The sequence below is a fragment of the Geothermobacter hydrogeniphilus genome, assembly GCF_002093115.1.
In the GTDB taxonomy this organism is placed as follows: Bacteria; Desulfobacterota; Desulfuromonadia; order Desulfuromonadales; family Geothermobacteraceae; genus Geothermobacter_A; species Geothermobacter_A hydrogeniphilus.
The window spans coordinates 76,938-97,021 of sequence record NZ_NAAD01000013.1; the positions used below are offsets into that span (position 1 = coordinate 76,938).

At 57.3% G+C, this 20,084-nt stretch carries 21 protein-coding genes and 1 tRNA gene; 4 read left to right on the forward strand and 18 right to left on the reverse strand.

Translation table 11 applies throughout. The annotated features are described in order from the left end of the window. Positions 1-135 precede the first annotated feature (135 nt). Entirely contained in the window at positions 136-1,956 is a 1,821-nt protein-coding gene (typA, locus tag B5V00_RS11015) for a translational GTPase TypA (RefSeq protein ID WP_085010849.1), read from the forward strand. Between the two features lie 253 nt (positions 1,957-2,209). Further along, a complete protein-coding gene (gene amrA / locus B5V00_RS11020) occupies positions 2,210-2,761 on the forward strand; it encodes an AmmeMemoRadiSam system protein A (RefSeq protein ID WP_245803954.1) in 552 nt (183 codons plus the stop codon). Positions 2,762-2,807: 46 nt separating this feature from the next. On the opposite strand, the gene B5V00_RS11025 is transcribed toward amrA, so the two are convergent. Next, a complete protein-coding gene (locus B5V00_RS11025; protein WP_085010851.1) occupies positions 2,808-3,296 on the reverse strand; it encodes a ferritin family protein in 489 nt (162 codons plus the stop codon). 256 nt (positions 3,297-3,552) lie between these two features. On the opposite strand from B5V00_RS11025, the gene B5V00_RS11030 reads away from it, so the two are divergent. Then, entirely contained in the window at positions 3,553-3,780 is a 228-nt protein-coding gene (locus B5V00_RS11030) for a hypothetical protein (protein ID WP_085010852.1), read from the forward strand. A gap of 14 nt (positions 3,781-3,794) precedes the next feature. Here the strand turns inward: B5V00_RS11030 and B5V00_RS11035 are convergent, their stop codons facing one another. The 5 genes from B5V00_RS11035 to B5V00_RS11055 all read right to left on the reverse strand — a co-directional run bounded on the left by B5V00_RS11035 (position 3,795) and on the right by B5V00_RS11055 (position 6,267). Then, positions 3,795-4,325, reverse strand: a complete 531-nt coding sequence (locus B5V00_RS11035) for a nitroreductase family protein (protein ID WP_085010853.1) — start codon at positions 4,323-4,325, stop codon at positions 3,795-3,797. Next, positions 4,318-5,049, reverse strand: a complete 732-nt coding sequence (locus B5V00_RS11040) for a response regulator (protein ID WP_085010854.1) — start codon at positions 5,047-5,049, stop codon at positions 4,318-4,320. The genes B5V00_RS11035 and B5V00_RS11040 overlap by 8 nt, the downstream gene beginning before the upstream one ends. A 91-nt stretch (positions 5,050-5,140) precedes the next feature. Continuing rightward, positions 5,141-5,710: an isochorismatase family protein gene (locus tag B5V00_RS11045; RefSeq protein WP_085010855.1), complete on the reverse strand. Its 570-nt coding sequence runs from the start codon at positions 5,708-5,710 to the stop codon at positions 5,141-5,143. Positions 5,711-5,738: 28 nt separating this feature from the next. Beyond that, the gene (locus tag B5V00_RS11050; protein ID WP_085010856.1) at positions 5,739-6,023 is read right to left on the reverse strand and encodes a nucleoside triphosphate pyrophosphohydrolase family protein; all 285 of its coding nucleotides are present in this window, start codon (positions 6,021-6,023) and stop codon (positions 5,739-5,741) included. 158 nt (positions 6,024-6,181) lie between these two features. Beyond that, positions 6,182-6,267: transfer RNA gene (locus B5V00_RS11055), tRNA-Leu, on the reverse strand. A gap of 59 nt (positions 6,268-6,326) precedes the next feature. Between B5V00_RS11055 and B5V00_RS11060 the strand changes: the two genes are divergently transcribed. Then, positions 6,327-6,800, forward strand: a complete 474-nt coding sequence (locus B5V00_RS11060) for an NUDIX domain-containing protein (RefSeq protein ID WP_085010857.1) — start codon at positions 6,327-6,329, stop codon at positions 6,798-6,800. A 174-nt stretch (positions 6,801-6,974) separates the two neighbouring features. Here B5V00_RS11060 and B5V00_RS11065 read toward each other — a convergent pair whose 3' ends face one another. The 12 genes from B5V00_RS11065 to B5V00_RS11125 form a co-directional block, all read right to left on the reverse strand. Next, on the reverse strand, positions 6,975-7,796 hold the full coding sequence (locus tag B5V00_RS11065; RefSeq protein WP_085010858.1) for a menaquinone biosynthetic enzyme MqnA/MqnD family protein: 822 nt from the start codon (positions 7,794-7,796) through the stop codon (positions 6,975-6,977). A gap of 3 nt (positions 7,797-7,799) precedes the next feature. Continuing rightward, complete coding sequence (locus B5V00_RS11070; protein WP_172399718.1) at positions 7,800-9,380, reverse strand: TolC family protein; 1,581 nt, start codon at positions 9,378-9,380, stop codon at positions 7,800-7,802. Between the two features lie 49 nt (positions 9,381-9,429). After that, on the reverse strand, positions 9,430-10,272 hold the full coding sequence (locus B5V00_RS11075; protein ID WP_085010860.1) for a lipoate--protein ligase family protein: 843 nt from the start codon (positions 10,270-10,272) through the stop codon (positions 9,430-9,432). 155 nt (positions 10,273-10,427) lie between these two features. Beyond that, entirely contained in the window at positions 10,428-11,768 is a 1,341-nt protein-coding gene (accC, locus tag B5V00_RS11080; protein WP_085010861.1) for an acetyl-CoA carboxylase biotin carboxylase subunit, read from the reverse strand. A gap of 387 nt (positions 11,769-12,155) precedes the next feature. Continuing rightward, positions 12,156-12,635, reverse strand: coding sequence for an acetyl-CoA carboxylase biotin carboxyl carrier protein (gene accB, locus B5V00_RS11090; protein WP_085010863.1), 480 nt, complete (start codon positions 12,633-12,635; stop codon positions 12,156-12,158). A 70-nt stretch (positions 12,636-12,705) separates the two neighbouring features. Further along, positions 12,706-13,761, reverse strand: coding sequence for an aminopeptidase P family protein (locus tag B5V00_RS11095; protein ID WP_085010864.1), 1,056 nt, complete (start codon positions 13,759-13,761; stop codon positions 12,706-12,708). A gap of 14 nt (positions 13,762-13,775) precedes the next feature. Next, positions 13,776-14,228 (reverse strand): type II 3-dehydroquinate dehydratase, encoded by a 453-nt coding sequence (gene aroQ, locus B5V00_RS11100; protein WP_085010865.1) that lies wholly within the window; start codon positions 14,226-14,228, stop codon positions 13,776-13,778. Next, entirely contained in the window at positions 14,228-14,587 is a 360-nt protein-coding gene (locus B5V00_RS11105; protein WP_139800747.1) for a roadblock/LC7 domain-containing protein, read from the reverse strand. Before B5V00_RS11105 ends, aroQ begins: the two co-directional genes overlap by 1 nt. Next, positions 14,577-15,521, reverse strand: coding sequence for a tetratricopeptide repeat protein (locus B5V00_RS11110; protein ID WP_085010867.1), 945 nt, complete (start codon positions 15,519-15,521; stop codon positions 14,577-14,579). Before B5V00_RS11110 ends, B5V00_RS11105 begins: the two co-directional genes overlap by 11 nt. An 84-nt stretch (positions 15,522-15,605) precedes the next feature. Then, the gene (gene aroB / locus B5V00_RS11115; RefSeq protein WP_085010868.1) at positions 15,606-16,682 is read right to left on the reverse strand and encodes a 3-dehydroquinate synthase; all 1,077 of its coding nucleotides are present in this window, start codon (positions 16,680-16,682) and stop codon (positions 15,606-15,608) included. Next, positions 16,670-17,218, reverse strand: coding sequence for a shikimate kinase (locus B5V00_RS11120; RefSeq protein WP_085010869.1), 549 nt, complete (start codon positions 17,216-17,218; stop codon positions 16,670-16,672). The genes aroB and B5V00_RS11120 overlap by 13 nt, the downstream gene beginning before the upstream one ends. An 81-nt stretch (positions 17,219-17,299) precedes the next feature. Next, the gene (locus B5V00_RS11125; protein WP_085010870.1) at positions 17,300-20,083 is read right to left on the reverse strand and encodes a type IV pilus secretin PilQ; all 2,784 of its coding nucleotides are present in this window, start codon (positions 20,081-20,083) and stop codon (positions 17,300-17,302) included. Position 20,084 lies beyond the last annotated feature (1 nt).

Sequence of the window (20,084 nt, forward strand, 5' to 3'; positions counted from 1 at the left end):
CCCTTCGTTGCCCAAACCTGCCGGGATGAAAAAATCATCATCATTTTTTACTGGCCAAATACAATCCATTTCAATTAATATTGGCGGGTTTGCCAAAAGATGACAACATACCTCTAACCCGAGTAAAGTGAAACCATGCAGCAGGAAATTCGCAACATCGCCATTATCGCCCATGTCGACCACGGTAAAACCACCCTGGTCGATGCCATGCTGAGACAATCCGGGGTTTTCCGCGAGAACCAGGAGATCACCGAACGGGTCATGGACAGCAATGACCTGGAGAAGGAACGCGGCATCACCATCCTGTCGAAAAACCTTTCCATTCACCATTCCGGCCTGAAAATCAATATTGTCGACACCCCCGGTCACGCCGACTTCGGCGGCGAGGTGGAGCGGGTGCTGACCATGGTCGACTCGGTGCTGCTGCTGGTCGATGCCTTCGACGGGCCGATGCCGCAAACCCGCTTCGTGTTGAAGAAGTCACTGGACCTGGGGCTGCGACCCATCGTCGTGATCAACAAGATCGACCGCCCCGGCGCCCGACCGGACGATGTCGTCGACATGGTTTTCGATCTCTTCTGCGAACTGAACGCCAACGAAGAACAGCTCGATTTCCCAATTGTCTATTCCAGCGCCAAACTTGGTTTCGCCCGTTTCGAGATCGACAGTGACAACCAGGACCTGGAGCCGCTGTTCGACACCATCCGCGACCATGTACCGGCCCCGACGGGAGATCCGCAGGCCGACTTCCAACTGCTGGTGACCAGCATCGACTATGATGACTACATCGGCCGCATCGCCACCGGGAAAATTTTCAATGGCCGGGTCAAGGCGGGCGAACAGATCACTATGATCAAACGCGACGGCAGCGTCATTCGGGGCCGGATCTCCAAGCTGCTCGGCTACCAGGGCCTGAAGCAGGTGGAACTGGAAACCGCAGCGGCCGGCGACATCGTCTCCATCGCCGGGTTTGAAGAGATCGGCATCGGCGAGACCTTCGCCGGGGGTGAAAACCCGACCGCCCTGCCCTGCATCAACATCGACGAACCGACTCTGTCGATGAACTTCATCGTCAGCAACTCCCCGTTCGCCGGCCGCGAAGGGAAGTATGTCACTTCGCGCAATATACGCGACCGCCTGTTCCGCGAGTTGCGGACCAACGTCTCGCTGCGGGTGGAAGAAACCGACAACACCGATACCTTCAAGGTTTCCGGCCGCGGCGAACTGCACCTTTCGATTCTGATCGAAAACATGCGCCGGGAAGGTTATGAATTCTCCGTCTCCAAGCCGGAGGTTATTTTCCGTGAAGAAAACGGTCAACGGGTCGAACCGCTGGAGAACCTGACCATCGACGTTCCGGAGGAGTTCCAGGGGACGGTGATCGAGAAACTTGGTCCGCGCAAGGCGGAGATGGTTGCGATGGAAAATCTCGACGGCGTCAATCGGCTCGAATTCGTCATTCCGGCACGCGGCCTGATCGGCTTTCGCACCGAGTTTCTGACCGACACCCGCGGCACCGGGGTGATGAACCACACGTTTCACAGCTACGGCCCCTACCGGGGACCGATCCCGGGGCGCAAGAACGGCGTGCTGATCGCCATGGAAGCCTGCGAAACGGTCGCCTACGGCCTGTTCGGGCTGCAGGATCGCGGCATCCTCTTTGTCGGACCGGGGGTTTCGGTCTACGAGGGGATGATTATCGGCCAGCACGCCAAGGAAAACGATCTGGTGGTCAATGCCGGCAAGGGGAAGAAACTGACCAACGTCCGCGCTTCAGGGTCGGACGAAGCGGTGCGCCTGACCCCGCCGCGCATCCTCTCGCTGGAACAGGCGCTGGAATTCATCGATGACGATGAACTGGTCGAGGTGACCCCGAAGTCGATCCGCCTGCGGAAAAAGATCCTCAACGCCAACGAACGGAAGAAAAGCGAAAAACGCCGCAACGAGAGCAGCTGATCGTTCTGGCCCGGACCTGCCGGCTGTTTTGCGGACCGAGGGTGACGGGACGGGGAGATGCGAGGCACCGAATCGGTGAAGGCAACGAAGCAGATTCATCCGTAACGGCAGCCGAATCCCGAAATTGCCGGTGGATTTGAGTCCGAAATAAGGGCTTGAAATAAGGCCCGCAGGGCCTTACCATGAAATCCCATATTGCCGGCCGGCGGTATGGGATTTTATCAGGCGAATGTGCTCTTCAGGAGGTGACCGCGTGGAAAAGAAGCTGACCGCCAAGCAGTGCCGGACGCTGCTCGAAATCGCCCGCCAGGCCATCGAGCACGCTGTTCAGGAACAGCCCTTCGAGCCGGAACCGCGCGAAGAAAAAGCCCTCAACATGCGCAACGGCTGTTTTGTCAGCATCCACCAGAAAGGCGAGTTGCGCGGCTGCATCGGCAACTTTCAGGCCGAATTGCCGCTTTTTCGCGAGGTCGCCCGAATGGCCATCTCCTCGGCGACCCAGGATCCCCGTTTCTACCCCGTCCAGCAGGACGAACTGGCTGACCTGAAGCTTGAGATTTCAGTTCTCTCCCCACTGCAGAAGATAGAAGATATCTCCGAGATCCAGGTTGGAAAGCACGGCATCTATCTTGAGAAAAGCTTCCACCGCGGCGTACTTCTGCCCCAGGTTGCGCCGGAACATGGTTGGGATCGGGATGAATTCCTCAAACAGACTTGCATCAAGGCGGGTCTTCCCACCAACGCCTGGCAGGGCGACGACGCCGATATCTACATCTTCACGGCACAGATCTTCAGCGAGAAATAATCTGAAAGGTACGTCGTTGACGCAGGGCAAGGATGGGCGTTGTTGCTCAGCCCGCTGAACGCGGAACAGAATGCAGTTCCTGCCGACGATTCCACCAGATGATGGCTTCCCGCAGGGTCGCCAGATGCTCCTCATCGGCACGGGCCAGGCCCGCGAAAAGCTGACGGATACGTTGATCCTCGATATAAAGGCTGTTGTCGAGATGGATGCGGATAAAATCCTTCTCCAGCTGCAGGGCTGTTTTCAGGGCCTGCTCCGCCGTACATGGCTCGTGATGCAGGTCCTGGAATTTGGCCCGGATCCGATCAAGACCGGCCGCAATTCTCTCCCAGGCAACGCGCTTGACATCACCCAGCGCCCCTTCCGGCAACTCCAGCGCCAAGTCGAACTGGCGGGCATGGTCTTCCTCATCCCGCGCCAGTTGCGTGAAGGTCTCGCGCAATCGTTCCGGGAAATTGCCCTGAGCGGCAAAATGCTGGTAGATGCGGCTGGCCAGCAATTCGATCTTGCAGCAATCGTTGAGATACCCGCGCATTGAACGTCTCCCTCGTCAACAACCCCAACGCCGGATGACCCGAACTCTGTGCCATGACACGACCGGCGTGTCAAATGTGCAACTTCGGCACAGTTCCTGATCCGCGTCCACCACGGAGAATAGCGGTGTTTCCCATGAAACTTGCCTGAATTACAGGGGAATTCATTTTCCCTTTAAAAACAACATGTTTTGGCACCAGAGATGCATTAAAAAAGGGCAGGTGTCGCTGACGACACTGTCGGCAGGAGACCAGAACATGCGTATGGTACTGAGACACAGAAATCACTGGAGAAACCTTTTTCATTCCCTGGATCGCCCCCGCGTCCCCCGGGAACGCGCCGGGAACCTGAGACGCAGGCTGTTCCTGCATATCCTCCCCTTCATGCTGATGCTGCTGGCCGTAAGCTGGTTGTCGTTGATGGCCGGCCACTCGATCGAGCAATCCAAGCTGCCCTCCGGCTATGCCAGCCTGGAACACCACTGAAACATCACCCTCCATCAACGCCCCATCCCAAAAAAATTGTGGTGAACCTGTCCTGACAGCAGACTTGCAGCCGGATGCCCGGGTTTTTCTTCCGCCGGAAAACCGATCCCCACCACCGCTTCGACCCGCAACTCTTCCGGTAGCCCTAGCAACCGGCGGATATAGTCCTCAGCGCTGATGTTGTCATCATGATCGCGCAGACGGATCTGTGCCCAGCAGCTGCCCAGTCCCAGCGAGGCCGCGGTCAACTGCAGGATGATGGCGGCAATCGCGCAATCTTCGATCCAGACATCCGACTTGCGAGGATCGGCGGCCACCACCACGGCCAGCGACGCGTCGGCGAGAAAAGCCGAACCATGACGCTTGCAGGCGGCCAGTTTTGTCAGCAGTGCGGGGTCATCAACAACAATGAATTCCCAGGGGTTGCGCCCCCGGGAACTGGGAGAACGCAGAACCGCCTCGATCAGCTGTTGCTGTGTTTCAGCAGCCACGGGACGGGACTGGAATTTGCGGATACTGCGTCTGCGACGGAGCAGTTCAAGCATCGACATCCTCCGACTGAAATTGTTTGAGATAGGCCTCAACAGCCTGTGACAGACCTTCCGGTACCCCCAGGAACTCTACGCCGAAGCCCTGCGGAAGCTTCAGATTGCGGCGCGGAAACCCTTGGTTGAGCCAGGTGACGCGTCCCTGAACGGTAAACTGTTCGGTGCTGACCGTCGGCAGCATGAAACTGAGGTCGATCTGTTTGTCCGGCGGCAGTTCATCGCGATATTCAACGTAGAGTCCATGCCGGCTGATGTCATGACCGCGCCCCCGGCAGTCCCGGCCGGCGATGGTGAAATCGATCGTCATCTGGCAGGACACCCGGCGTTCGCGGCGCTCGATATGGAACAGGAAACGATGGCCGAGGTTGAGAAACTCCTCCCTGCCGAACGGCTTGGTCAGGTAGCCGTCGCAGCCGCTCGCCTCGACCTCGTCGACCCCGGCGTCCCGTTCGGGGGTAAAGATGATGATCACCGGGATCCCGGCGGTGCGGGCATCGGCCTTGAGACGCCGGCAACATTCCAACCCCGACATCTGCGGCATCCCGGCATCGAGATAGATCAATGCCGGTTGTTCGGCAATGGCGAGGTCAAATGCCTCCAGGCCGCTGCCCGCGGTGAACACCTTCGCCGGGGTCCGTTGAAAGTAGGTCTGCATGACATCGCGAAAAAAAGCGATGTCATCAACCAGCAGAATTTTCGGCAACTCTTTGGTCTGGGTCACATTCCGGCTCCCGGCGTTTTTTCACGACCTGTTTCCGTAATGACAGAATGCCTCCGGGCTGTGACCGCCCGCAGTCAGGCACCCTGCGTCCTCAGCGGGCCTGAACCAGTTTTGAAATGGCCCTGAACTCGGGCACCCGGGAGTCCCGCATCAACTGAAACAGCACGGTTTCAGCGCAGCTCACCACGGCGCCAGCGTCCCGGGCCAGCTGCAGGGCGGTGCGGTAATCACCACGCCGCCGCGAACAGATGCCGTCCCGCACCAGGTGAACATGATAGCCGGCATCGAGCAGCCCGAGCACGGTCTGGTAGACGCAGATATGGGCCTCAACCCCGGTGACGATGACCTGCGAGCGCCCCAACTCCCGCATCCGTTCCATGAAGCTCGGCTCGCCGCAGCAACCGAAACTGGTCTTCTCGATCACTCCGGAAGCGCAGGCCTGCTGCAGTTCGGGAACCGTCGGGCCCAGGCCTTTAGGGTACTGCTCGGTGGTCACCACGGGAATCTTCAGCTCCTCGGCCCCTTTGATCAGCAGGTCGATGGCACCGAGCATCTCCCGGTACTGTTCCGCCGGAAAGGTCGGAGCGAGTTTCTCCTGCACATCGACAACCAGCAGGGTCGCCTGGTGACGGTCAATTTTGAAACGATCCAGCATGCCCATATTCTTCTCCTTTATACCCCGGCAACCTTCAGCGTGCTTCGGGGGCAGCGAGCAGCGCCCGCAGTTTTTCCAGTTTGGCTGTAATTGCCGCTTCGACCCGGTCGGGTCCGAACATCCAGGTCAGCTGGCCGACCATCAGCGTCACATCGGCCAGTTCGTTGATGATCGCCTCGGCACCGACCCGGTCCCGCTTGAAATGCTTCAGGCCGGCGATCAGTTCGGCACACTCCTCAACCATCTGGTCGTATTGCGCCTCTTCCCCCCACTTGGCGAGGGTGGCGCGGTAAATCTCGGTCAGGTCGGCGTTGTTCATCAGATCTCCAACAAGCTGTTTAAGACAGAATATTTCATCATTTCCATCCTCTGGTGACCACTGCAAATGCTATGTTACCCTATTCAAACGACCAAAACAGCCATTAACATCAAAAAAAACAGGCAGCCGGCAAAACTGCCAACCACCTGTTTTCAATGTGGTACCCGGAGCCGGACTCGAACCGGCACGGACTAGGTCCAGGGGATTTTAAGTCCCCGGTGTCTACCAATTCCACCATCCGGGCAAGTGCGGCTATGTATTACAAATTCATCCTAATGTGTCAATCGAAAAGCAGGAGGAATGATGGCGAAGAAGCTGTTGAAATGCCCTGATTGCGGGGCAACGATCACAACCTGGCGGAATCCTTTTCCAACCGTCGACATCATCATCCGGCGGAGCCGGCAGGTCCTGCTGATCGAACGAAAGAATGAACCGCTCGGCTGGGCCCTGCCGGGCGGCTTTGTCGATTACGGCGAATCGCTGGAGGATGCCGCCCGTCGCGAGGCGCGGGAGGAGACCGGCCTGGAGCTGCTGAACCTGCGCCAGTTCCGAGCCTATTCGGACCCGGAACGCGATCCGCGCCAGCATAACATTTCGCTGGTCTTCAGCGCTGAAACGACCGATGAGGCGGTGGCGGGTGACGATGCCGCCGGGGTGAAGTGGTTCGACCTCGACGCGCTGCCGAAAAAGCTCTGTTTCGATCACGCCCGCATTCTGGCCGAATTTAGAGCCAGCTGTTTCGGCGGTAGCGGCCGCCGTCTTGCCCCCTTCTTCTGAACCGGATCAGCCTTAGACCTGAATCCGTGGGTTCATGGCGGATGAAGAGTGCAAGGGCTTGATCTGAATTCACTTTCCAAAAATCTGAGGCGCACCCATAGGTTCGCCGGTGATTTTTGGAAAGTGCAGACGGGTCAATGACTTGTGCTGTTCGCCGACAATGAATTCACGGATTCAGGTCTGAATCCGTGACAGTTCCGGCTGTTCGGCGAGCAGTCCGTGCTTGCCGCAGAGGCGGAAAAAAAGTTCCAGACCGCGACGATGCCGGTCCTGAAAATCGTAGGACATCTGCCGCCAGTAGCTGACCAGACCCTCCTCCCCGAGCCAACTCCGCTCTGGAGTCACGGCCGCCAGCGCCTGCAGATCCGACTCCGCCATCTCCCTCGCGGCGGCCAACTGACGGACAAACCGGGACAGTTCCTCCGGTTTCGCCGCCGCGGCGTCGCGCCGGACAATCCACAGGGCGAAAACAAAGGGCAGCCCGGTATGCCGGAACCAGAGTTCGCCGAGATCGTAAATCTTCCCCCCCCCCCCCCGCATGGCGGCACGCAGGGCCCGGTCACCGATCAACAGCGCGCTGCCGCCGTCGGCGATAACCTCCTCGACCGAGCCCCCCGGAACCTCACAGTCCAGGTCACGACAACCATGAAATTCGCGCAGCAGCACCTGCAGCAGATTGATCGAGGTCGCCGACTCGCCGGTGACCGCAATGCTCTTTCCGGACAATTCTTCCAGGGCGACAGGACTGAAAAGCAACACGCTCCGAACCGGACCGTTCGAGCTGATCGAATGTCCCGGCAACAGCTGGTAATCTCGCCAGTGCAGGGCGTATTCAAAGGAACTGGACGGGCTCAGATCGATGTCACCGGCGGCAAGCAGTCGATTGAGTTCGGATGGCACACCGGAGACGATCTCTCCGTTGAAACCACTCTGATGGAGAAAGTGAAAAAACGGCACGCAATTGACATAACTGATGTGGCCGACGCGCAGAGTCATGCTTCAATCCATGGTGAAAGGTTGATCGGTGAGACCGCCTTCGGATCGCTGCAGGCGGATACCCTCTTTTTCCAGCAGTTCCCCGGTGGCGCGGTAGTAACCGCTCAGAGCGATGTTGTAATCGGCCAGGGCGGCAATCTGGTCGGTCCGCGCCCGGGCGAGATCCTCCTCGCCCTCCAGAAGGTCGCGCGTTGTGCCCAGACCGACATTCTTGCGACCGACAAGGATCCGCAGTTTCTCTTCAGCCAGCCGACGTTCGGTCGTCGCCGCGGCGATTTTGGCCCGGCTGACATCGAGCAGGCGGATGGCCTGGCGAATTTCATTGCGCAACCGGGCCTGCAACTGGCCGATTGCGGCGTGTTGGCTCTTCAGTTTCAGCCGAGTACGATTCAACTCTTCCCGCGCGGCCCGGTTGCCGAGCGGATAACTGAAATTAAGGCCGATCTGCCAGTTGCGAAGATCGGAGCGGGGCATGAAATCAACCGACTCATTGTAATTCTGCCCGACCCCCTTGTGGGAATAGCTGGCCTGCAAATCGAGCGCGGGGAGCGTCTGGTTGTGGTTGATATCCCGTTCAATTTCCAGCTTTTCACTTTGCCGCAGCAGGGCCTGAAGTTCCGGTCGTTTTTTCAGAGCCGTGCGAAAAGCCCGCGCCTCATCAGTCTCTACCTCCGGTTGACCAAGCCTGTCTTCGGCGACACGGGGGATCGTCGGGCGGTTGAGCAGCAATGCCAATTGATCCAGAACATCGTGATAGGCCCGCTCAGCATCCAGTCGATCCCGCTCGCGACTCTGCACCCCGACTTCAGCTTCAAGCACCTCGACCGGCGGGAGAACACCGGCAGCCACCCGCGCCCGATTTTCCTCAAGGATGGTCCGGGCCAACTTGACCGATGTCGTTCGGTACGCAAGGTCATCCCTTGCCCGCAAGACGTTGAAATAGGTACTCCTCACCTCCATCAACAGGTCGAGAGCCACACGACGGAGCTCCTCGATGGAAACCTCCCGGTCCTTGATGGCGTAAAGGATGGTCTGTTCGGTGACAGTGCGTCCGAAATTTTTCAACAGCGGTTGGGTCAGGGAAAATCCGAGTTCGGTATCGTACTCGGGATTGATGGCGGGCTTGGGTTCCGTAAACAGGTTCTGACGTCGATTGTTGTAAAACAGGCTCACCTCGGTTCCGGGAGAGAATACCCGCGTGAGACTCAGGTTGAAGTCACGAGTATCCAGGCCGGTCGGACCGACAAAAAACTGAAAGTTGGAGAGGTCACGGCGCTCGCCTTCGGCCAGGAAGATTTCGAGGTTCGGATCATAAATACCGTAGCCCTTGCGAACCAGGGCCTCAGCCGCCTGGCTGGTGAAAACTTCAGCCTGCAGGTCAAGGTTCTGTTCCAGGGCCAAACGTTCGGCCTTCCTGAGATCAAGAACGGAAGCCGAATCCTCAATCCGCTGCCGGACATAACCGGCAGAAGGAACCAACCCTGCAGTGACCGCCTGTTCGGCAGCCCGGGAAGCGGGAATAAAAAAACAAACCATGGCCAACAGGCCTGAAAATTGGAGCAGGATACGAAACAGTAGACTCATCGGGCGCCTCCTCGACAGAAGGTCATGACCGATAGCTGCGGTCCTGGCCTCAGCACAACCCCTGCAGGTTCCAGGCATCCACAGCATAACGTTCATTCTGCAATTGAACGGCACGCCCCCGTTCGTCTGCCGTCAATCCCGTCCGGTCCCATGTCAGACACAATTTCTCAGCAAACAGGGCCGGCAACCGCTCTGCAACCGCTTCAACGGAGATCAACTCGGCACTCCAGCGGTTAAGCCAGCCGACATGGCCCCGCAGCAGCCTGGCACCGGCGACGGGGGTGAGTCTCCGTTCGGTATCAAGCGCCATGTAGAGTTTCTCCAGGTCGAGATCGACCGGTAGGCTGCCATGTTGCAGAAAAGCCCCCCGCAGACGTTTCTGAGCACACCCCGCCAGTTTGCATCCCCGATACAACAGTTCGTACTGCCCGGGCGCGGTGAAGCAGGCGCTCTGCTCAGCGGCGGTGGTGCCACTCCCCGCCATGCGCCGGGGGGAAAGCTGAGCGTCCACGCCGAAGGACCGATAGACATCGCGCAACACTTCGGCGATGACCCGATAACTTTCCAGAACCGCCGCCGGGAAACACCCCTGCCCGACCGGAGCGATGACGGCGTAGGTCACCTCCCTGTCATGCAGCACCGCCCGGCCGCCGGTACAGCGGCGCACAACATCATAACCGAGTCGTCGACAGGCGTCGAGGTTGACAACCCGGGAGCCGCGCTGGCCGTATCCGAGGGTGACCGTTGCCGGTCTCCAGCGATAGATCCGCAAAATCGGTAGTGAATGACCATCGGCAACTGCTTCCAGCAGTGCCTCGTCGATGGCCATGTTTTCAGCACCTGACAGGTAACCGCTTTCGATCAGGCGCCAGGTGTGGTGTGCTGCGTCCATAAAAGAGAAAGGCCGGATCTTGACCCGGCCCGATCAGTTATTCTTCAGGGGCTAAAAAAGATGGCATCGCGAAAACTCACCAGCAGTTATATTGCTATACTTGCTGCCGGCGTTTTTTGCTCAGCCAACACCATTTTGGCTTTCCTGCGAAAGCATCAAAGAACAATACGTTCCAAAAAGCCGGTGTCGACATCGATCCCGTCGACAAATTCCTTGTTGCGCATCATCTTCTGGTGAAAGGGGATCGTCGTTTTAATCCCCTCGATGATGTACTCATCGAGAGCCGAAGACATCTTCTTCAACGCCTCTTCCCGGGTTTCGGCGTGGACAATGAGCTTGGCGATCATCGAATCGTAGTGCGGCAGAACCGTGTACTGATCGTAGGCGGCACTGTCGACCCGGACCCCCATGCCGCCGGGGGTGTGATATCCCTGAATCTTGCCGGGGAAGGGAGTAAATTTGACCGGATCCTCCGCGTTGACGCGACACTCGATGGCGTGACCGGTAATCTTGATGTCCTTCTGCTTGAAGCGCAGTTTTTCTCCGGCGGCGATACGGATCTGCTCCTTGATGATGTCGATTCCAGTCACCATTTCGGTGACCGGATGCTCAACCTGAACCCGGGTATTCATTTCCATGAAAAAGAAATCAAGGTTCTTGTCAAGCAGGAACTCAACCGTGCCGACACTCGAGTAACCGCAACGCTCGGCCGCAGCCACTGCGCATTCCCCCATTTTCTTGCGGATGGCGGGCGTCAATACCGGACAGGGGGACTCCTCGATCAGCTTCTGGTGACGACGCTGAATCGAGCAGTCGCGTTCACCGAGGTGAATCACGTTGCCGTGCTGGTCCGCCATGATCTGGATTTCGACATGCCGCGGCCGTTCACAGAATTTCTCGATATAGACATCGGGGTTGCCGAAACCGGCCTCGGCCTCGGTGCGGGCCGCGGCAAAAGCATTCGGCAGATGGGCCGGTGAATGCACCACCTTCATCCCGCGCCCGCCGCCGCCCGCGGTGGCCTTGATAATGACCGGATAGCCGATCTCGGCGGCAATCCTGACCGCTTCCTCGACGTTGGGAACATTGTCCTCAGTGCCGGGAAGGATAGGCACACCAGCCTCGATAACGGTCTGACGCGCCTGGATCTTGTCGCCCATCAGGCGGATGTTGTCAGGCGATGGTCCGATAAAGGTGATGCCGCACTGCTGACAGATCTCGGCAAATTCGGCATTTTCGGCAAGAAATCCGTAGCCGGGATGGATGGCGTCGGCATCTGTCACTTCGGCGGCGCTGATAATAGCCTTGATATTCAGATAACTCTCGGCGCTTGCGGCGCGGCCGATACAGACACTCTGGTCGGCCAGTTTGACGTGCAGCGCCTCGTTGTCGACGTCAGAATGTACGGCAACGGTCTTGATGCCGAGTTCCTTGCAGGCGCGAATGATCCGCAGGGCAATTTCACCGCGGTTGGCTATCAGAATCTTGTGAAACATGAACCTCTCTCCGCAAAGCTTGGTGCCGGCCTGAAAAGAACCGGGCACACGTGGTGGACCTGTTCAACGGCAGAAGATCCCAGGAGGCTGTCGGACTATCCATAAACTGGCTGCAAATCCGTGCGTTCGGCCCATATCCCAGCTCCATTTTGCCCCATAGCCACTGCTATGAGGCTGCAATTGAGCCGAAATCTGTGCTCAAACACCCGAATTTTCGCTTCAGCCTGTATAGTCCGACAGTCTCCTAGCAGGGTGTTGAAACCCCCAGGCTGCGCCGGGATGCCCAGCTGCAAGGCGCCCGCACTCCCCGCGGAACAAGGCGTACCGGCGGTACGTCGTTGACGCGGGGAAGGACCCCGCAGCAGGTGGGCGTTTTTCATCAGCCCGCTAAAGCGGCTCGACGAGGAACAGCGGATCACCGAACTCAACCGGGGAGGCGTCCTCCTTGAGGATTTCGACGATCTTGCATTTGAACTCGGCCTCGATCTCGTTGAAGAGCTTCATCGCTTCGACCAGACAGATGGTCTGGCCCTTTTCAACGATGGCTCCTTCCTTGGTGAAGGGATCGGCATCGGGGCTCGGTTTGCGATAAAAAGTACCGACGATCGGGCTGTTGATAGTCTCGTACTTGTCATCCTGGGCGGCCGGGGCGTCAGCTGCTCCGGCGGCAGCCGGCGCCGCAGGCGCCGGAGCGACAGCAGGTGCTACTGCGGGAGCCGCCATCATCTGCGGCGCCGCGACCTGCACGAACTCCTTGTCGGGACCGCGTTTGATGAGGATTTTTTCCTCGGCGTTCTCCATTTCAAATTCGGTAATATCGGTGTCAGTCACCAGTTTGATCAGGGTTTTCAGATCCTTAATCTCCATACCATGTCTCCTTCCCGTGCCGCTGGAACGCCGCGGAGGATGTCCTGCGACGCGCGGGTTTCATTCAAGTTTACCCCAGGGTTCGAAAGCCCTTGGGGAGTCGGGTCAAAATCTCATTGCCGCTGTCCGTCACCAGCAGCGTATCTTCGATGCGAACCCCGCCAAGGCCAGGGACATAGATGCCCGGTTCAATGGTCAGCACCATGCCCGGCTCCACCAGTCCCCGGGCGCGGGGCGAAACAGCGGGGTATTCGTGAATTTCCAGGCCGACGCCATGACCGAGCCCGTGACCGAAATAATCGCCGTAACCTTCTGCGGCAATCAGCTCGCGGGCAACCGCATCCAGTTCCCTGAGTCCCATGCCGGGACGCAGCTGATCAATGGCGGCATCATGCGCAGCAAGGACAATATCATAAATGCGACGTAAATCTGAACTGATTTCGCCGACCGCGAGCGTGACGGTTTCATCAGAGTGATAACCGTCCTTGACGACCCCGTAATCGATGGTCACCAACTCCCCGGAAGCAATCGCCTTGTCCGAAGCGATGCCGTGCGGCATGGCACCGCGGGGACCTGAGGCGACGATGAAATCGAAAGCCTTTTCATCGGCACCGAGACGTTTCAGGGCAAACTCCAGTTCCAGGGCAATCTCGCGTTCGATGGCTCCCGGCCGGATCAGGTCGACAATCTGCTCAAAACCCCGGGCGGCCAGAGCCGCGGCCTGGCGGAGTTTATCGACCTCGGCGTCCCGTTTGCGGCGCCGTAACTGCTGCAACGGTTCATCAAGGGGAATCCAGGTCCAACGGTCCGCCGATTCCTTCCGCAACTTGTCCCAGGTGGCATAGGCAAGGGTCGCCGCCTCAAAACCGACCCGCCTGCATCCCTGACGATTCAGGCAGTCGATAACGGCGGGAAGTTGACTGCGGTATTCAATGATCTCGTCAGCACGCACCTGCTCACGCGCCTGAACCGTGTAGCGGGAGTCGGTGAGAAAAAATGTCTGTTGCCGGAAAGCGACCAGCACCCCGTCACTGCCGCTGAAATCACAGAGATAGCGGATTGTCGGCAAGTGGAAAAAGACCACTGCATCCAGATCGTTGTTCTCAAGAAGGGATTCCACAACCATGGACAAAATGACGGTCAGGCTCTGACAGCCGTACGAGCGGCAAGGGCGCGCATCGCCAGCAGGTAGCCGTCACTGCCCAATCCGCAGATCTGGCCAACGGCGACCGGGGCAATATAGGAATGATGACGAAACTCTTCCCGGGCATGGATATTGGAGAGATGAACCTCAACCACGGGCAGCCCGACCCCGACCAAAGCATCGCGCAGTGCCACGCTGGTGTGGGTCAGTCCCCCGGGATTGATGATGATCGCGGTGGTGCCGTCAGTTGCAGCCTGCTGGACCCGGTCGATAAGGACGCCTTCATGATTGGACTGAAAGGACACCGCCTTGATCCCCAGTTCGACAGCCAGGGATTGAATCTCCCGGTCAACATCATCCAGGGTTCGGGTACCATAAATATCGGGTTCACGCCGTCCCAGCAGGTTGAGATTGGGGCCATGAAGCACCAGAATTTTGGTTTCGGTCATCACGCCAGGGCCGCTCTCAGATTGGGAGCCTCACGCATCAGCAGGTAACGTCCCTTGCCGAAGTTGCCATCCCGCCGCAGGGTCAGAGCGACGAAATAATCATCAGTAAGAACCCGCACCAGGACCAGAAAACGTTCGGTGCGGATCGTCACCTCTTCCATGAAACCACTGTCAAGGATCTCGGCAGTGCGTTTAATCTCCTTGAGAATATTGGCATATTCAACAGCAACCAGCTGCAGATCCAGGCCATCGATCGGCAGAAAGAACTGCTCAATGGCGATGCCGTCATACCCCATCAGCACAGCACCGGCGCCCCCACGGGTTTCCTCGACAATCGTCTGCAGGATTTCAGCAAACATGAGCCCTCCTTTGCGCAATTGCATTTAACCAACGTTGATAAATTTCGAGCTGTTTCCGGTGAGAAACGGCCTGGGCCTGTTCGACTGTCTGTTCGACTGTCTGTTCGACTGTCTGTTCGACTGTCTGTTCGACTGTCTGTTCAACCGGAGCGGGTGAATCGGCAACCTTCACCGAGGCCTGCAGCTCCTTGATCTGCACCAGACGGGAACGGATCTCCTCGTTATGCGGATCCTGACGCAGGATGTCGCGATAAATCGCGGCCGCCTCGTCATAAAGCCCCTGCTTGAAGTAGAGTTGGGCGAGGGTGGTCGTCTGCAACGGAGCTGCTTGGGCGGAAATTTCTTCCACGGGGGGAACGGCTTCGGCCTCATCGCCGGGACCGGAACCTGGCGGTTCGGTCGGTTCCGACCTCATCCCGGCTTCCGGCACAGCCCCCCTGGACAGAGATTCGATCCGCCGTTCAGGTGGATCAACAGCCGTCGCGGCAGCAGATCCCTGCCCGGAAGACTCAACAGCCGTCCGGCCGATGGAGGCCAGCATCTTTTGGACAATGGGATCATGCGGATTGAGGATCTCCGCCTTATGCAGCAATTCCCGAGCCTTGTCGAGATAGCCCTGCCGATAACGGGTGCGGGCCAGACCTTTCAAGGCCTGCAGGCTGGTTTTCTCAATGGCGAGGGCCTGCTCAAAAGCCAGGGCCGCCTTCGCCAGATCACCTTGTTGCGCCAGGATTCTGCCCATAACAATATAGCCGGGGCTGAATCCGGGCAGGTGCTGAGTGCCTTTCTGGGCGATTTCGAGCGCATCATCCAGCATGCCCAGCTGTCGATAAGCTTCACTCAGCGAGACAAAGACCGTTGACTGAGGATCCTTGGCGAGAATCTCGGTGAAACCGGCAATCTTGCCCAACAGAGATACACTCTTTTCAGTCATGAACCCTCCTGACCATAGCAGGGTGAAACAGGGACGGCAGTTGGCAGAACCATCACAGGAACAACCCCGTTGACAGCGTGTTCGCTAATGAAGTACAGCTCCGAATGCCTGTCGCGGATCAGGCTCATCCTCGATACAGCAGTCACCGATGCCGACATTGAGTACCAGGCGAAGCCTTCCGGCAGTCACCTTCTTATCCCGGCCCATCGCCTCCAGGTAATCATCAAGACTGAACTCCGGAACGGCAATCGGCAACTTGAATTTGCGCAACAGACCGGAAAGAGCCGCGACATCTTCCCTGGTACAATAACCACGTTTCAAGGAAATTCTGGAAGCGACCAGCATGCCGATGGAAACCGCTTCGCCATGCTTGACCTCTCCGTACCCGGAAAGATTTTCGATCGCATGCCCAAAGGTGTGGCCAAAATTAAGAATAGCACGCAAATGGCTCTCTTTTTCGTCATTTTCTACAATATCGGCCTTGATTTGGCAAGATTTCTCCACGACATGGATCAGGCTGGAACCGTCAAGATTCTGCAACGCGTCAACCGAATCATCAAGCCAGGAGAAAAAACGACGATCGCGGATCACACCATACTTGATCACTTCGGCCATTCCGGAAGCGAATTCACGTGCCTCCAGAGTCTGCAATGTCGCGACATCGATCAGAACCCCTTTCGGTTGATAGAAAGCCCCGATCAGGTTCTTGCCGAGAGGATGATTGACCGCCGTTTTGCCGCCGACCGAACTGTCTACCTGCGACAGCAGGGTCGTCGGCAACTGAACAAAAGGCACCCCGCGAAGGTAACTGGCGGCCACATATCCGGTCAGATCACCTACCACGCCGCCGCCGAGAGCCAGCAACCCTGAATGACGGTCAAAACCCTGCTCGATCAGGGAGGTGATGACCTGGGTGAAAACTTCAATATTCTTGTATTTTTCCCCATCCGGAATTTCAATCAGATGAACCAGGAAACCGGCCCGCGACAGGATCTGCTGTACCCGATCCGCATAGAGTCCGGCCACTGTCGCGTTGGTGATGACTGCCACCCGGGAGGGGAAACCGACCCCGGCCAGCATGTCCGGCAACTGGTCAAGAATGCCCTTGCCGATCCAGATCGGATAGCTGCGTTCCTTGAGTCCGACGTTCAGAACAACCATTTCGGGTTTACGCGCTCCAGACCGCCAAGAATCGCATCGACGACTTCCAGCGGTGCTTGATTTTTTGTTTCAACAACCAGATCCGCCCTGAGATAGCAAGGCAAACGTTGCCGGTACCGTTCCAGGATGGCTTCCCGGTCGCTGTCATCCGCCAACGGGCGACCGGTCGCCGATGACAGGCGTTCAACAAGTTCCTGCTCATCGGCTCGCAGAAAAACCACAGGACCGATCTGCCTCATGACCCGCCAGTTCTCATCCTTGAGGACCATGCCGCCACCAGTAGCAATAACCGAATGACGACACCGGGCCGCCAGGTTGCGAAGGAGTTCCGTTTCAGCCACGCGGAATGCGTTTTCCCCATACCGGGAAAAAATATCCGCAACGGACAAACCGAACTGCTCAGTTATCAACTGATCCGTATCGACGAAATCAAGCCTGCAACGCTTCGACAATATCCCGCCGAGGGTCGTTTTTCCCGCCCCCATGAAACCAACCAGAAGCAGGTTCCTCTTCCACTCAGAATGACCTGGCACCATGGTTCGTCATGTTAGCAAGGGGCAACAAAAAAGGACAGGCGAAACCTGTCCTTTTTTGCTCTCACCGGGAAACGACAACGTCTATCTGAGAATCCTGGGGGTCACAAAAATCAGCAACTCCCGCCTTTCGTTCGTCTTGGTTGTTGATTTGAACAGGTTACCGACAATCGGCATACTCATCAGAACCGGCACACCGGATTCACTGAAACGTTCATCCTCAACGAAAATTCCGCCGATAACAGTGGTTTCTCCGTCACGAACCAAAACCTTGGTTTCCGCTTTTTTCTCATCAATGGCAATCGCGTCACCGACACCGGTCGGGACAGTGGCGCCGACCGAGCTGTTCGATGCCGAGATTTCCAGGATAACGCTGTCGTCAGGGTTGATGACCGGTGTAACCTCCAATTTCAGCTCAGCATTTTCAAACTTGGTCTCCGTACCCTGGTCACTGACAGACTGGTAGGGAATCTTGGTCCCCTGGGAGATTGTGGCCGCCTCTCCGTTAAGCGTGGCAATCCGCGGCTGCGAGATCACCTTGCCGTGACCTGAGGTTTCCAATGCGGAGATTTTGAGATCCAGAACCGAACTGTCTATTCCCAAACGACCGAACGTGAATGAGGTGCCGAGACCGGAACTGTTCGACCCGGTAATTCCGGTGGGATTGAGAAGAAAACTGCCGCCAAGCCCCAAACTGGCGTTGTCAAGGTTGGCAAAGCTGTCTCCCGCGGAGGATCCCGCGCGATTATCGTATGAATAACCCCATTTAACACCAAGATCCCGTGAAAAGTTGGAATTCGCCTCAACAATCCGCGACTCAATCAGAACCTGTCTTTCCGGAGTGTCGAGAATGGAAACCAGTTGCTTGATGGACGCGATGGCCGAAGGGACATCCGTGACGATAATCTGCTTGTTGCGCGCGTCGGGAGTAAGCTTGCCACGCTCGGTCAACAGTTCGGAAACAGGGCCCGCGACGTTGTCAAGGCTGGCATGGCTGACCATGATGACTTCGGTCACCAGGTCCTGCAACTTTTCCTTGGTACGCCGGGCGCTCAATTTTGCCTCTTCCATTGAGCGGATACGGGACCGGGGAAGAATACGAGCGACATTACCTGTTTTCAGCATCCCGAGATCCTTGATATCCATGATCAGATCAAGGGCCTGATCCCAGGGGACATCCAGCAGTCGCAGAGTAATATTCCCCTTAACTTCATCACTGGCAATGATATTGAGATTGGCGACCTCACCGATCAACTGCAAAATCTGGCGGATATCCGCATTATCAAAAACCAGGGAAATTTTCTCGCCGGTATATTGAGCCGGCGGTTCAGCGACAATTGTATTGGAATGACGTGCCGCAACCGGCGTCACAGCACCCTTTTCAGCGGACTTCTCAACATCAGCCTTCTTGACAGCCTTGGCCGCCTTGACCGTCTCGGTCAACTCCTTGGAAGGGGTTGACTTAACCGCGGCAACGGGCACGGCAACAGCCTCGGGAGACGGCGGAGCAGCCTCGGCAAATGCGCCGTCATCGGTCTGGAACAGGATTCTGGTCCCCTGCCGTTTGAGGGAGTAGGACACCGGGCCCTTCAATTCAACGGCAAACCGTACATCCTGCCCCTTTTTATTCTGCACCAGGTAGGGAGTGATCAATTTAACCGCGGACGGAAACGAAGAGGCATCCACAACCCTGCGCAGGCTGCGGTTGATGGTGGCGTTGGCAACGCCGAACTGAACCACATCGCCTTTCTGGACAGCTGGAATCAACTGACCGGCACCCGACATCTTCACACTGAAAATCGAACGGCCATCCCGGGTGTCAAAATCAAGCGCCTCAATCACAACCGGAACCCCCTGAGCCGAGGGTTTAACTGCCGACTGCACAACTGGTGCCACCTTGGTGGCAGAAGAGGAAACCGCCCGTCCGCTCCAATCGACCACAACGGCGTCACCATCCCGGGCCACCTCGAAGCCTGGCAGAGCGGGACCTTCGGCATCGAACACGAACCTTGTCTTGTCAGCATAAACCCCGACCCGAATTCGCTTGAAACCGTCAGCGGCGGCAAAGGATCTCTGTTTGAACTGAGGTTTCACACCGTAAACATCAACCACCAGCCTGGCAGGACCGGCCAGTTGAAAATATTGAAAGCGCTTCATTTCAGGCGCAACAAATCGGGCCTGTTGTCCCTCCGGTCCGGCAAAAGAGACACCACGGGAGGAAACAGTCGGTTTCTTCGAAGCTTTCGTTTGTACTGCAACGCCGGAATCTTGCGCCTGCGGCTCGGCCGCCGGACCGGGCCGGGCTGCGACAGGTTCAGCAGCGGCTTTTACCGTCTCTGCGGCAGTTTCTTTTTTTGTTTTCCGCTCAGCGTTGACATCCTGTTTTTTAACAAGTTTCTGACCAATGGAGGCAACTTTCCCGACGGGGGCCTTGAAAGTGACATTAAAGTCATTCCCGCTCAGGGACACCTCATAACTCGCGGTTTTTCCAAGAAGAATTTCGACTCGACCAAGCTTGCCGCTTTCAAGATCAAAAGAAGAAACGCGCACTTCCTGGAGATTCGGCTCGGAAAGCTTTATTGACTCCTGAACCTGGCTCACATCCATGCCGGGAAAATCAATGACAACCCTGACCGGGTCAAAGGAATCGTAAACGGTATAACGGTAGCCGACAGGATTCTCTGTTTTCAGAGTTATCGTCGGGGCACCATCGACATCGGTCGTTTGAATCGCCAATAACTTATTTGGTGTCTGGGCCGCAGCCAGCGAGGCTCCCAGCAACACCAAACCTGCAACGACAGACAAAAAAGATGCTAAACGCATGAACTGACCCCCTGACCTTGAAGTGCTCAGCGAATTTCGAATCATA

What these genes read in the sequence shown, in the direction of transcription:
- typA (WP_085010849.1), top strand. Translation starts at nt 136, where the DNA reads ATGCAGCAGGAAATTCGCAACATCGCCATTATCGCCCATGTCGACCAC.
- B5V00_RS11025 (WP_085010851.1), bottom strand. Translation starts at nt 3,296, where the DNA reads ATGCGCGGGTATCTCAACGATTGCTGCAAGATCGAATTGCTGGCCAGC.
- B5V00_RS11030 (WP_085010852.1), top strand. Translation starts at nt 3,553, where the DNA reads ATGCGTATGGTACTGAGACACAGAAATCACTGGAGAAACCTTTTTCAT.
- B5V00_RS11035 (WP_085010853.1), bottom strand. Translation starts at nt 4,325, where the DNA reads ATGCTTGAACTGCTCCGTCGCAGACGCAGTATCCGCAAATTCCAGTCC.
- B5V00_RS11045 (WP_085010855.1), bottom strand. Translation starts at nt 5,710, where the DNA reads ATGGGCATGCTGGATCGTTTCAAAATTGACCGTCACCAGGCGACCCTG.
- B5V00_RS11050 (WP_085010856.1), bottom strand. Translation starts at nt 6,023, where the DNA reads ATGAACAACGCCGACCTGACCGAGATTTACCGCGCCACCCTCGCCAAG.
- B5V00_RS11060 (WP_085010857.1), top strand. Translation starts at nt 6,327, where the DNA reads ATGGCGAAGAAGCTGTTGAAATGCCCTGATTGCGGGGCAACGATCACA.
- B5V00_RS11065 (WP_085010858.1), bottom strand. Translation starts at nt 7,796, where the DNA reads ATGACTCTGCGCGTCGGCCACATCAGTTATGTCAATTGCGTGCCGTTT.
- B5V00_RS11070 (WP_172399718.1), bottom strand. Translation starts at nt 9,380, where the DNA reads ATGAGTCTACTGTTTCGTATCCTGCTCCAATTTTCAGGCCTGTTGGCC.
- B5V00_RS11075 (WP_085010860.1), bottom strand. Translation starts at nt 10,272, where the DNA reads ATGGACGCAGCACACCACACCTGGCGCCTGATCGAAAGCGGTTACCTG.
- accC (WP_085010861.1), bottom strand. Translation starts at nt 11,768, where the DNA reads ATGTTTCACAAGATTCTGATAGCCAACCGCGGTGAAATTGCCCTGCGG.
- accB (WP_085010863.1), bottom strand. Translation starts at nt 12,635, where the DNA reads ATGGAGATTAAGGATCTGAAAACCCTGATCAAACTGGTGACTGACACC.
- B5V00_RS11095 (WP_085010864.1), bottom strand. Translation starts at nt 13,761, where the DNA reads ATGGTTGTGGAATCCCTTCTTGAGAACAACGATCTGGATGCAGTGGTC.
- aroQ (WP_085010865.1), bottom strand. Translation starts at nt 14,228, where the DNA reads ATGACCGAAACCAAAATTCTGGTGCTTCATGGCCCCAATCTCAACCTG.
- B5V00_RS11105 (WP_139800747.1), bottom strand. Translation starts at nt 14,587, where the DNA reads ATGTTTGCTGAAATCCTGCAGACGATTGTCGAGGAAACCCGTGGGGGC.
- B5V00_RS11110 (WP_085010867.1), bottom strand. Translation starts at nt 15,521, where the DNA reads ATGACTGAAAAGAGTGTATCTCTGTTGGGCAAGATTGCCGGTTTCACC.
- aroB (WP_085010868.1), bottom strand. Translation starts at nt 16,682, where the DNA reads ATGGTTGTTCTGAACGTCGGACTCAAGGAACGCAGCTATCCGATCTGG.
- B5V00_RS11120 (WP_085010869.1), bottom strand. Translation starts at nt 17,218, where the DNA reads ATGGTGCCAGGTCATTCTGAGTGGAAGAGGAACCTGCTTCTGGTTGGT.
- B5V00_RS11125 (WP_085010870.1), bottom strand. Translation starts at nt 20,083, where the DNA reads ATGATTCGAAATTCGCTGAGCACTTCAAGGTCAGGGGGTCAGTTCATG.